The organism is Roseateles puraquae, assembly GCF_002205845.1.
GTDB lineage: Bacteria > Pseudomonadota > Gammaproteobacteria > Burkholderiales > Burkholderiaceae_C > Pelomonas > Pelomonas puraquae.
The window spans coordinates 1-11961 of the sequence record NZ_NISI01000022.1; the positions used below are offsets into that span (position 1 = coordinate 1).

An 11961-nucleotide genomic window follows, 5' to 3' on the forward strand; every position below is an offset into this window, starting at 1 on the left:
AGGCCGAGCGTGATCTGATCCATGCCCACCATCGTCCCCGACGCTCAGGCCTCGCACCAGTCGGATTGACGAGAGGTTTTGCAGACCTTCCCTAGTCGGTGGCTTTGCCCCCGCAACGGGCCGTTGGCCGCAGCATTCCCATTCGGATGGATCGAGTAACCGCTATCACGTCTCGCGCCTGTCGCAGATCGCTGCACAGCGGCATCCCACGCATAGATCTCGCGATCCGAGTATCAAGCCCGAGTCACCCGAAACTTGCCTGTCGATCGTGGCGGCCACGCGTCTTGCAGGAGGTTGGGTACGGCTGGCATCAGTGGCGAGTCTGTCCAGACTGAGCGGACAGCCACACTTCCACCAAAAATCCAATCTGATCCGGCAGCGGCTCAGGCAGCACCAAGCGCCCGCCGTGGGCCTGAGCCACCATCAGCGCGAGGCGAAGACCCAGGCCCACCCCCGCCCCGGCATCTGACGCCTCTAGCGCGCTCGTTACCTGGGCCCAGCGCTCTGTCGTGATGCCCGTGCCGTCATCCTGGACCCTCAAGCAAACGGACTGGGAATCGCAGCTGCCGTGCACTCGCACATGCGTTGCACCAAACCGGACGGCGTTGTCGAGAAGATTGACCAGCGCGATCGTTACGAGATTGGGGTCGGCTGTGAACTGCAAGTCCTGCTCGATCGTGATCGCCAAGCCTTCCACGGGTATGTCGGCCAGCATCTCTGAAAGCCGGCACGGTCGCAGTTCAAGCCCCCAATCCTCGCCCGCCCTGAAGAGCGCAAGCAAGGACTGCACAACACGCGTCAGGCGCGTGAGTGCCGCGCGCACTCGTTCGAGCCGATGCGGCTGGCTGCCCGCAGGTTCACGCTGAGCGAGCGCGAGTTGCGCATCCATGCCCGCCAGCGGTGTGCGCAAGGAGTGGGCCGCACACGCGGAAAACGCCTGCTCCGCCCTCACCCTTTGCGCCAGCCTGCGCCCGAGGGAGCTGACAGCCTCAGAAATGGCAGCGGTCTCCTCGCGTTCGCCGCGATCCGGGGCCGTCTCTGGCCGCATCGGGTCGTAGGTCTCGATCTGCCGCGAGAGCCGCGCCAGAGGATGCAGGCTCCGGTCAACCCGTTGCCGGAGCAGCAAGGCCCAAAGCAGGCTGACCGACAGCGCAGTGATCAGGACCGTGCCGATGGCCTCGTAACGTGCCTCGTTGCGCTCGACAGCGACTTGGGCCACGTACAGCATCTTGACCTCCGCGCCCGGCATCGGAACGCCGTACACCCGCCATTGCCGATCAAAGTCGAACCAGCCTGATTGCCGGACGGCACTCAAGCTCGCCGAAGGGGCTTTGTGGGAGCGTCGCACCACCCTCCCCTGGCCATCCACGATCTGCCAGACGAACTTCTCTTCGTGAGCGGGCGCTGGCAAGACCTCGGGCAGGGATGCAGTGCCGTCCGCCAGTTGGGGTGAAGTGGTCAGCACGCCAAACATGACCTCGGCAGCCTCGCGAAGCGCTTCATCCAGCAGATCGTCGACCTCGCGGCGGACTGCCCAAGTCACCGTGAGCGCGAGCACGACCAGCCAGCCCAAGGCCACCCACGTGGTCAGCCTCACCAGTTCACGCCGTAGCGAGGGCAGCCGAAGCTCATTCGTCATTTGGGTACCCGATAACCCAGACCGCGGATCGTCTCGATCAGATCCCGCCCCAGCTTGCGCCGCAGGTTCGACACATGAACCTCCAGCACATTGCTGCTCGCATCACCATCGAAGCCCTGCGACAAGGACTCAAGTTCGGTCCGCGTCACCACGCGCCCGGCCCGTGAGGCCAAGGCTTCGAGCAAACCCCATTCACGGGCTGTCAACTCCACAGGCTGATCGTCACGCCAGACGGCCCGCCCCGGCAGGTCAAGGTTGATGCCACCCGGCAATACCAGTCGGGGCGCCCCCTGGGCCAACTGCCGGCGGCGCACGGCGCGCAACCGTGCCACCAGTTCCTCCGGCGGAAACGGCTTGACGAGGTAATCATCCGCGCCACTGTCCAGCCCATGAATACGGTCCTGCAGGAGGTCCCTCGCGGTGAGGACGAAGATCGGCATCGTGCGCCCCTGGGCGCGGAGTTGCCGCACCCACTCCACACCGGAGCCGTCGGGCAGCTGCCAGTCGATGAGCAGCACGTCGAACGGCTCTCCCATCACGGCGCGCGCATCGGCCAGTCGCTGGAACCAATCGACGACATGGCCCTCCAGGCGCAAGAAGCCGGCCAGCGCCTCGCCCAACGTCGCGTCGTCTTCCAGAAGCAGCAACCTCATCTTGTCCTCATCGCGTGGGCGTCACGCTACCACTGACGTTTGCTGCCTGGGGCCGCAAGTCGACATCGGCCAGGACGCGCGCGCTCGCTGCACGCTTTCGGGCACCCTCCGTGTCCGGCGCATTCCAGCCGAACCCGACGTCCCAGAACCTGAACCGGCCTCCCACTTCAGCGAACTGCACATCGCCCGCTCGGACCTGGACCGAAAGCGTGGCCTGCTGGTTTCCCCAAGCCACGGCAAGCTCGTGTTCGCCCGGACTCAGCCGCAGGCGCACGAGACCGCCCGGCACCAGGTCGGCGACGGCCTGCCCATTCACCCGCAGGCTCAAGGCCCGGGTCGCGCCGGCGCGGTCCAGCAGCTTGACCAGCACCTGAGCGCTGGCAGGGTCCGGCGCGAAGGTCTTGATCTCACGAGCCACCTCGGCCGAGGGGGCTGGGTTCGCCGCGCAAATCCGCTTCGGGGCATGCGTCTTGCGGAATGTCATGCAAGGCACACCATTGACGTCCGTCACCTCGTCAGGCAGCGAGCCACAAGCCGTCAGGCCCAGCAGCAGGGACAGAACTGTCAGGAGACGGCCGTGGCGTTGGGTCATGCCGAGTTCAGTCATGTTCAAGGTCCCAGATCTGGTGGGCGTCGATCAGCAGCCGGGCGGCCCATCGCGCGGCCTCGACTTGCGCTTCGAGTGCCACCAGGCCGCTCTGCCCGGATTGGCGCCGTGCCATGAGCAGCGCCTGCAGGTCTGCCTCGCCCAGCGCGTAGGCACGTTGCATCAACCGGGCGTTGTCGGCTGCGAGCGCAGCGGTCTGACGGCTCAGTCGCCATCGCTCGAGACTGCCTGTCGCGTCAGCCCACGTTTCCCGGGCCTGCTGCTCCACGTCGCGGCGCATCTGCTCCAGCGCCGACTCCGCCATGTCGGCTTCGCGCGCGAGCTGCAACGAACGCTGGTCGCGATACGCGCCACCCAGCGGCACGGTGACACTGAGCCCCACCAACCGCTCACGGCCGCGCGCTTCGCTCGCCGTGAATACGCCGACCACCGGGTCAGGCATGCGATCAGCGCGTGCGCGGGCGGCGGTCAATCGAACGCGCTGCCACTCGGCCTGTCGCGTCTTGATCGCATCAGCTTCTTCCAGCACACGATTCAGCCATGCTGCCTCCGCCCAACCCGGCTCGCTGACGTCAGCCAGCTGCTGGTCAGCGCTCGCCTGAGCGCCGAACCGTGTGTGCAGGGCGGCCTGCGCCTTGGCCAACGCGGTGCGGGCCGTGATGAGCTCGCGCTGCGAGTCGCCAACGTCAGCCTGGGCCTGCTGCTCATCCAGCAGGGCTGCATCCCCGGCGCGCCGGCGCTTCTGCACGGCCACCAAGTTCGCTTCGGCGAGTGCCACCTGCTGCGCGGCGAGGGCTTCGCGTTGCCGGCCCGCCAGCACACCGAGCCACAGGTCGGCCAGGGCGCGCGCCGATTCATGACGCGCTTCACCCAACTGGGCGCGCGCCAGGTCGAGCTCGACGTCGCCGAGTTGGCGGTCCAGTGCCGCCTTGCCGTTCACCCGTATGGGCCGTTCGACGTGGGCCTGCCACTCCCGCGAAGGGGCACCAGCGTCCTGCACTTGCCTGCGCTGAGCCTGAAGTCGCAACGCCCACTCGTGGCTGCCCGTGGCCAGCGCCTGCGCCGAATGGGCAGCAGCAGCGGTGCCATGCCGCGCGAGGGACACGCTCGCATCGTGCTCGATCCAGGCGCTGGCGCGCTCTGTCGAAGGCAGCCAGGCGGGCGGCGGAACACCCTGCGCCTGAGCGACGACGGGGATCGCCAGAGCGGCAATGGCCCGAACAACCCAATTCATGTGAGTTCTCCATGTTTCAAGACGGCAGTCACCCAATGGCGCACGCCGCTGCCGCGAAGCTCCCGACGCAGTTCTTCGAGCAACTCGTCGACGTCGCCTTGCGGCAGCACCAGGTGGATGAGCGTGGCCTCGCTTCGCCCACTGACCTGCTCGGCCGCGCTGAGTCGACCGTGCGCGAAGCCGTGAGCGCGCGTGGGAGCACTGGTGAACACACCCGCCTCGCTACGGGCCAGCAGGAGGTCGATTGCGCGCTCCTCCACCGCCACAGGGCAGAGCAGATGCAGGCAGCAATCAGTCATGGGCCGTCTCCGGAGTGGCCAGGCCTGCAGGCGCAGGTCGGCCGTAGCGCAGGTAAAGCACCGGCAGCAGGATCAAGGTGAGCGCCGTGGCGGTGATGAGCCCACCGATCACGACGATGGCCAGCGGGCGCTGGATCTCCGAGCCCGGGCCCGTGGCCATCAGCAGCGGGATGAGGCCGAAAGCGGTGATGAATGCCGTCATCAGCACGGGCCGCAGGCGTCGCTGACAGCCCTGCACCACGCACTGGATCAAGCTCAGCCCTTCGGCATGGAGCTGGTTGAAGTAGCTCACCAGCACCACCCCGTTGAGCACCGCAATGCCCAGCAGTGCGATGAAGCCCACCGACGCCGGCACCGACAGGTACTCGCCCGTCACCCACAGGCCGACGATGCCTCCGACCAGTGCGAACGGGATGTTGCTGAGCACCAGCAGCGACTGGCGCACCGAGCCGAAAGTGGAGAACAGGATCACGAAGATGATGCCCAGGGCCAGCGGCACCACCAGCGCCAATCGGGCCGCGGCCCGCTGCTGGTTCTCGAACTGCCCGCCCCAGCTGAGGCGGTAGCCGGTCGGCAGCTTGACGTCTTCGGCCACCTTTCGGCGCGCTTCTTCCACGAAGCCCACGAGGTCACGCCCCTCCACATTGGCGATGACGACGCTGTAGCGGCTGCCCAGCTCGCGGTTGACCTGCACCGGCCCGCCCGTGCGGGACAGGGTCGCCACACTGCGCAGCGGTACCGTTCGGCCATCCGGTGTCGCGATCTGCAGGCTCTCGAACTCCGCCGGTGAGAGCCGTACGGACTCGGGCCCTCGCAGCAGGATGGGGGTGCGCCGCACGCCCTCGATGAGCTGCCCCGCGCGTTGACCCTCGACCTGCGCCCGGAGCGCGTCCTGAACCTCCTCCACGGTCAGCCCGTGCTGGCCTGCAGCCAGCCGGTCGATGGCCACGCGCAGGTACTGCACGCCGTCGTTGCGCACCGTGTAGACGTCCTGATTGCCCGGCACGGTCTTGAGCACCGCCTCGATGCGACCCGCGAGGTCGCCGAGCACCGTGAGGTCCGGGCCGAACACCTTGACGGCCAGGTCGCCCCGCACCCCGAGGATCATCTCGGACACCCGCATGTCGATCGGCTGCGTGAAGGCGTAGCGGATGCCCGGCATGCCTTCCAGCACCTCGCGGATGCGCGCGATCAGCGCCTCCTTGTCGGCCAGCTGCCATTCTTTGCGGGGCTTCAGCACGAGGAAGGTGTCGGTCTGGTTCAAGCCCATCGGGTCCAGGCCGATTTCGTCGGCGCCAGCGCGCGCCACCATGCCTTGGATCTCCGGAATCTGGCTCAGCAGGGCCTGCTGCACGCGCAGGTCCAGCGCGGCGGACTCCTCCAGGCTGATGGACGGCAGCTTCTCGATGCCGACGATCAGGTCGCCCTCGTCCATCGTCGGCATGAAGGTCTTGCCCACGCGCAGGTACACACCTGCCGCCAGTACCAGCAGCGCGATCGCGAACGCGTACACCGCCTTCTCGCGCTTGAGCGCGACGTGCAGCGCCGGCGCATACGCCCGCTGGAGCTGGCGCACCAGCCACGGCTCCTCGTGAGAGGGGTTGTGGATCAGGAAGCTGGCCACCACCGGGATGACCGTCAGCGACAGCAGCAGCGACCCGGCCAGGGCGAAGACGATGGTCAGCGCCACGGGCACGAAGAACTTGCCCTCCAGGTTTTGGAGCGTCAGCAGCGGCAGGAACACCGTCACGATGATGAGCACGCCCGCGGCGACCGGCGACGCCACCTCACGGACCGCGCGCAGCAGGACGTGCAGGCGCGGCAGCCGGCCGGCGGCGCGATCATGGGCCAGGTGCTGCACGACGTTTTCCACGACCACGACGGCCGCGTCCACCAGCATGCCCAGCGCAATGGCGAGGCCGCCCAGGCTCATCAGGTTGGCGGACATGCCCCACAGCCGCATGGCGATGAAGGTCCACAGCGCCGCCAGCGGCAGCACCAGCGCCACCGTCACGGCGGCACGCAGGTTGCCGAGAAAGGCCCCCAGCAGCACGAGCACCAGGACCGTCGCCTCAAGCAGAGCCTTCGAGACGGTGCCCACGGCCTGATCGACCAGATGTGCCCGGTTGTAGAAGGGCTTGATCGTGACCCCCTGGGGCAGCGTGGCCTGCAGCTCCACCAGCTTGCGCTCCACGCCCTCCACCACCTTGCGCGCGTTGGCGCCGGCCAGACCGAGCACCAGCCCTTCGACCGCCTCTCCCTGCCCGTCCTTCGTCACGACGCCATAGCGCGTCAGGCTGCCCAGCCGCACCTCGGCCACATCGCTGATGCGGACCGGCACGCCGCCGCGGCGAAGCACGACGGTGGCGGCCACGTCATCCGCCGTTCGCAGGTTGCCCTCGGCGCGCACCAGCAGCACTTCGTCGCCATCACCCAGTCGGCCGGCGCCGTCGTTGCGGTTGTTCTGCTCGATGGCGGTCTTCAGGGCTGACGTGGACAGGCCCAGGGCCGCGAGCCGCGCCAGATCCGGCACCACCTCGAACGCACGCACCTTGCCGCCGAGCGCGTTCACATCCGCCACGCCGGGCACGGTCCGCAAGGCAGGCCGGATCACCCAGTCCAGCAAGGCGCGGCGCTCCTCCAGGGGCATGTCGGGGGCCTCGACCGTGAACTGGAACATCTCGCCCAGCGGCGTCGTGATGGGCGCCATGCCGCCGGCCAGGCCTGGCGGCAGCTCAGCCTGGATGCCGGCCAGGCGCTCCGCCACCTGCTGGCGCGCCCAGTAGATGTCGACGCCATCCTCGAAATCGACGGTCACGTCCACGATGCCGTACTTCGACACCGAGCGCAGCATCTTCTGGCGGGGGATGCCCAGCATCTCGACCTCGATGGGCGCAGCGATGCGGGTCTCGACTTCCTCGGGCGTCATGCCCGGGGCCTTCAGGATGATCTTGACCTGCGTGCTGGAGACGTCGGGAAAGGCATCGATGGGCAGTTCACGGAAGGACCACCAGCCAAATCCGGCCAGCAAGGCGGCGCCCAGCAGCACGAAGAGTCGCTGGGACAGCGCGAACTGCACGAGTCGGCTCAGCATCATTCGCCTCCGCCATGACCGAGCCACGCCGACTTGAGCGCGACCACCGCACGCACGGCAACCTCCTGCCCCGCCTGCAAGGGCCCCGACACTTGCACGGCGCCTGCCGCGCCGCCGTCCACCTGAACCGGTACGGCCGTGAATCCGCGCGCCGTGCGCACGAACACATGCGGCCGGCCCTCGTGATGCACGACGGCTGCCTGGGGCAGCACCCATCCGGCGCCAGCGGCCCGGGGCACGCTGACCTGGACGACTTCGCCTGGCCTGAGACTGGAAGCGCCGCGGGTGACGCGCGCGCGAAGCGTTTGCGTCTGGCCTTCACTCACGAGCGGGCCCAGCGACTGCGCCACGGCAGCGACATCGCGACCGGCCACCGTCACGGCCTGCCCCGGCGCCACGCTGGCACCCACGGGAAGTTGGATCTCCAGCCAGACTTCGCGCGGGTTCGCCAGTCGAAGCAAAGCATCCGCTTCACGAACCCGCTGACCCGGCCGTACGTCCAACGCCGTGACCCAGCCGGCGCTGCGGGCCGAGACGGTCAGCCCGTCCTGCAAGCGCCCACCGGCCGCGACGCGCTGAAGGGCCTCGTCGCTCATGCCGGCCAGGCGCAAAGCTGCCTCGGCTTGGCGGGTGGCGGCTTCGGCAGACCGTTGGGCGGCCTGCGCCTCCTGCACGCGCCGCTCGGGCAGGATGCCCTCGTCGAACAAGCGGCGCTCACGCTCCAGCGTCTGCCGTGCGAGCTGAAGGCGGGTGCCGGCGTCCATCAGCCGCAGCTGCATCTCTCCGAGTGCCGGGCTGACCAGCCGCAGCAGCGCCTGGCCGGGCTTGACCGCGTCCTGCGGGCTGACAAGCACCTGGGTCACGACGCCGTCCACCGGCGCACTGACGAGGACGTCCAGCTCGGGCGGCAAGGTCACGCGGGCGGGGGCCGCTGCGCCCACAGCACTGGCTGGCGTAGCCAGCTTCTGAAAGCCGACGCCCAGCGCCTGGAGCTGTGCCGGCGGGACGACGAAATCAGCGGCCGGCGCGGCCGCCACGGCCAGGGTTGCCCAGGTACTGAGCACGAACGCGGGCCAGAGCCGGCGTCGAGAAGAAGACAGCAAGGTGTGCTCCCAGAAGGTTCGAGCCTGTCGACTGCAGGGCTGACGCGTGACGTCAGAGCACAGCGGCAGGGGCTGACGGCGAGTCTGGGCGGCGCCCCTTAAGCACGGCTGAAGATCCCCGACCAGCACGACCGTCGCATGGGTTTGCGCCATGACTAGGTCGAGCGTGATGGGGTTGGTGTCCTGGGCTTCGTCCAACAGGATGATGTCGTAGCGCAGCCGCGGCTTCTGTTGGGCCCACAGCTTCAGGTAGCCGTCGTGCGGCATCTTCAGCGGGCTGCGCGTGTTCTGCATCTCTTCCCAGAGACGCTTGGCCAGGTCGACCACGGCGACGGCCTCGAGGTAGTTGCCCTCGACCAGTTCCTCGTCGAGGTGATCCAGCGAGATCTCGTCGTCGGTCGAGCACAGGAACGCGCTGACCGCCTCGAGGGCGAGCTTGGCTCGACGGGTCGTGACGTTGAAGGACTGCGTCACCATGTAGGCTGGCACGTTGCCGAGCTTGTCGGTGAACTTGCGGCCGATGGCGGCGTAGGCGAGTGAGTGCGTGGTGCGGCACTCGACGTTGCCAGGAAAGCGCTCCTTGGCCTCGGAGGCCACGGACTTGTTGAAGGCGATGTAGAGCATGCGCTTGCCCGGGCGAGCGAGCGCGTACTGGACCAGCGTGGAGGTCTTGCCGGTGCCGGCGAAGGCGTCCACAGCCACGAGGCGGCCTCGGCTGTCGATGACAGCCTGTTGCTCGGCGGTGTTCTGGGGATTGTTGCGGGTCATGGGGTTCTCCTTGGGTGGTGGGTCGGAAAAGACGGAGAACGCACCGACCCCATGGGGACGCTGAGATCCCCGGTGGGTTGAGCACGTTGGCGAGGGGCCCCGATCGGCGCGCCTGGGCGCAGCAGGAGGGGCACGAAGACGCTGGACCGCCGGCGGCAGCCAGGAATCAGCGGGAGAGGGAAGAAGGGGACATCAGGGTCCTCGGTGACGGTTGAGCCAAGGACTGACCTTGCCCGCGTTTCCCGGATCCCATAGCTGAGACCGTTACGCGGCTTGCCTTTGCTGGGCGGCAAGCCATGCCCTCTCGAACTGCATCGGACTGACGTAGCCCAGCGACGAGTGAAGCCGTCGGTGGTTGTAGAACGTCAGCCAGTCGACGATCTCGTCCATCGCCTCGCGCCGGGTGGCGAACCGCCGCCCGTGCAGCCTCCCGACCTTCAGCGATCCCCACAGGCTCTCGGTGGGCGCATTGTCCCAGCAGTTGCCCTTGCGGCTCATCGAACTGCGCATGGAGGTTCTCACGCCAAACCATCAACCCCAAACAACCTCGGATGAACAGCCATAAGAATGCCTCATTAACGCCGCGAGGCCGCGAGCACTTGGTCAAAAACATCGCCTGCCAGGGCACCAAGAAGGCGGCTGACGCTGCGGGCGTCAGTACACGCACGGCGTCGCGCTGGAAGCGGCGCCATCAGCTCGAAGGTGTGGCGGGTCTACGGGACCGTAGTTCCCGTCCGCATCGCAGCCCCAAGCGCATTGGCGCGGACAAGGTCGAGCGCATCCAAGGCCTGCGCCGCCATCAGCGCCTGGGCTACGCGCAGATCGCCGAGCGCGTGGGTGTCTCCAAGAGCACGGTGGGCCGCGTCTGCGTACAGGCCGGCCTGGCCAAGCTGCCTTCGGTGCAGGGCAGCGTGCCGGTGCGTCGCTACGAGAAGGAGCGACCCGGCGAGCTGCTGCATTTGGACATGAAGAAGCTCGGCTGCTTCGATCAGCCTGGGCATCGCGTGACGGGGGACCGCACGCGCAACACGCCCCGTGCGGGGTGGCAGGCGTTGCATGTGGCCATTGACGACCACTCCCGCGTCGGCTTCAGCCAGGTGCTGCGCGACGAGACCAGCCACAGTGCCTGCGACTTCCTGATCGCGGCGCTGCGGTACTACCGCAAGCTCGGTGTGCCCATTCAGGCCGTCATGACCGACAGCCTCCGCAACCAGCTCGTCCGTCAGCGCCAGCTCCCAGGCGCTGGTGCCCTTGCGCAGCACCTCCATAGCTTCATCCGAGATACCCAGCGCCTTGCCCACGTCGCGCAGCGTGCTGCGAGGGCGGTAGCTCGCGACGGTGGCCGTCAGCGCGGCACGGTCCCGGCCGTACTTGCCGTACAGGTACTGGATAACCTCCTCACGCCGCTCGTGCTCGAAATCCACGTCGATGTCCGGCGGCTCGCCGCGCTCCGCGCTGATGAAGCGCTCGAACAGCATGGAGCTGCGCAGTGGGTCCACCTCGGTGACGCCGGTGCAGTAGCAGACGACGGAGTTCGCGGCTGAACCCCGGCCCTGGCACAGGATGCCTTTGCTGCGCGCAAACGCGACGATGTCGTAGACCGTCAGGAAGTAGTGCTCGTAGCGCAGCTCGGCGATCAGGGACAGCTCATGCTCGATCTGGGTCTGGGCCTCCGCGGGAACGCCGGTCGGCCAGCGCCGGCCTGCACCCTCGTAGACGATGCGACGCAGATAGCTCTGCGGGGTCTCGCCCGCCGGCACTACTTCGTCGGGGTACTGGTACTTCAGCTCGTCGAGGCTGAAGTTGCAGCGGTTGGCGACGCGTTGCGTCTCCAGCATCAGCTCGGGCGGGCAGCGCTCGGCAATGCGCCGTCGTGTGCGCAGGTGCTGCTCGGCGTTCTGGCGCAGCTTCAGGCCGCATGCCGTGATGGGCATGCGCAGCCGCGTTGCCGTCAGCACGTCCTGCAGCGGCTTGCGGGAGCGCACGTGCATGTGGACGTCGCCGACCGCAACGATGGGCACGGCTGTCAGTTCGCTGCACTCGCGCAGCTTGTGGAGCTGGACCTCGTCGTCCAGGCGGCGCAGCTGCTCCCAACCGAGCCAGCAACAGCCGGTCCAGTGCCGCAGCAACCATCGCGCGATGACCTCCACCTGTGCTTGGTCGCAGCGGCGGTCCGGCACCGCAATGACGACGCAGTCGGCCAGCGTCCGGCTGTCGATCTCGTCCAGGTCCAGGAAGTAGCTGCCCTTCTCGGAGCGCCGGCGCAGGTGAGTGATGAACTCGCAGAGGTTGCCGTAGCCGTTGCGGTTGGTGGCCAGCACGACGAAGCTGAACGGTGCGTCCGAGCGAACCTCGAACTGCGACCCGACCAGCAGCTTGATACCCACCTCTTTGGCGGCCGTGTGCGCTCGCACGATGCCGGCCATACTGCATTCGTCGGCGATCGCGATGGCGCTGTAGCCCAGCGCCTTGGCGCGCTGCACCAGCTCTTCAGGTTTGCTGGCGCCGCGCAGGAACGTGAAGTTCGATACGCAGCGCAGCTCGGCATAGGGCGGGATCACGGT

Annotated in this window: 7 protein-coding genes and 3 pseudogenes; 1 reads left to right on the top strand and 9 read right to left on the bottom strand. The window is 67.8% G+C overall.

Annotated features, from left to right (window positions below):
- Positions 1 to 310 precede the first annotated feature (310 nt).
- The 8 genes and pseudogenes from CDO81_RS26590 to CDO81_RS26625 all read right to left on the bottom strand — a co-directional run.
- Positions 311 to 1639, bottom strand: coding sequence for a sensor histidine kinase (locus CDO81_RS26590; RefSeq protein ID WP_088486295.1), 1329 nt, complete (start codon positions 1637 to 1639; stop codon positions 311 to 313).
- Positions 1636 to 2292, bottom strand: coding sequence for a response regulator transcription factor (locus CDO81_RS26595; RefSeq protein WP_088486296.1), 657 nt, complete (start codon positions 2290 to 2292; stop codon positions 1636 to 1638). The genes CDO81_RS26590 and CDO81_RS26595 overlap by 4 nt, the downstream gene beginning before the upstream one ends.
- A 7-nt stretch (positions 2293 to 2299) precedes the next feature.
- Positions 2300 to 2899, bottom strand: a complete 600-nt coding sequence (locus CDO81_RS26600; RefSeq protein ID WP_144397424.1) for a hypothetical protein — start codon at positions 2897 to 2899, stop codon at positions 2300 to 2302.
- Positions 2892 to 4133 (bottom strand): TolC family protein, encoded by a 1242-nt coding sequence (locus CDO81_RS26605; protein ID WP_088486298.1) that lies wholly within the window; start codon positions 4131 to 4133, stop codon positions 2892 to 2894. Before CDO81_RS26605 ends, CDO81_RS26600 begins: the two co-directional genes overlap by 8 nt.
- A complete protein-coding gene (locus CDO81_RS26610; RefSeq protein WP_088486299.1) occupies positions 4130 to 4432 on the bottom strand; it encodes a DUF3240 family protein in 303 nt (100 codons plus the stop codon). Before CDO81_RS26610 ends, CDO81_RS26605 begins: the two co-directional genes overlap by 4 nt.
- Complete coding sequence (locus tag CDO81_RS26615; RefSeq protein WP_088486317.1) at positions 4425 to 7526, bottom strand: efflux RND transporter permease subunit; 3102 nt, start codon at positions 7524 to 7526, stop codon at positions 4425 to 4427. Before CDO81_RS26615 ends, CDO81_RS26610 begins: the two co-directional genes overlap by 8 nt.
- Positions 7526 to 9397, bottom strand: coding sequence for an AAA family ATPase (locus CDO81_RS26620; RefSeq protein WP_088486300.1), 1872 nt, complete (start codon positions 9395 to 9397; stop codon positions 7526 to 7528). The genes CDO81_RS26615 and CDO81_RS26620 overlap by 1 nt, the downstream gene beginning before the upstream one ends.
- Positions 9398 to 9661: 264 nt before the next feature.
- Positions 9662 to 9907: pseudogene (locus CDO81_RS26625) on the bottom strand (integrase core domain-containing protein); the annotation flags it as partial.
- 41 nt (positions 9908 to 9948) lie between these two features.
- On the opposite strand from CDO81_RS26625, the pseudogene CDO81_RS29030 reads away from it, so the two are divergent.
- Positions 9949 to 10599, top strand: a pseudogene (locus CDO81_RS29030) (leucine zipper domain-containing protein); the annotation flags it as partial.
- Between the two features lie 30 nt (positions 10600 to 10629).
- Here CDO81_RS29030 and CDO81_RS26630 read toward each other — a convergent pair.
- Positions 10630 to 11958: pseudogene (locus tag CDO81_RS26630) on the bottom strand (PHP domain-containing protein); the annotation flags it as partial.
- Positions 11959 to 11961: the final 3 nt, after the last annotated feature.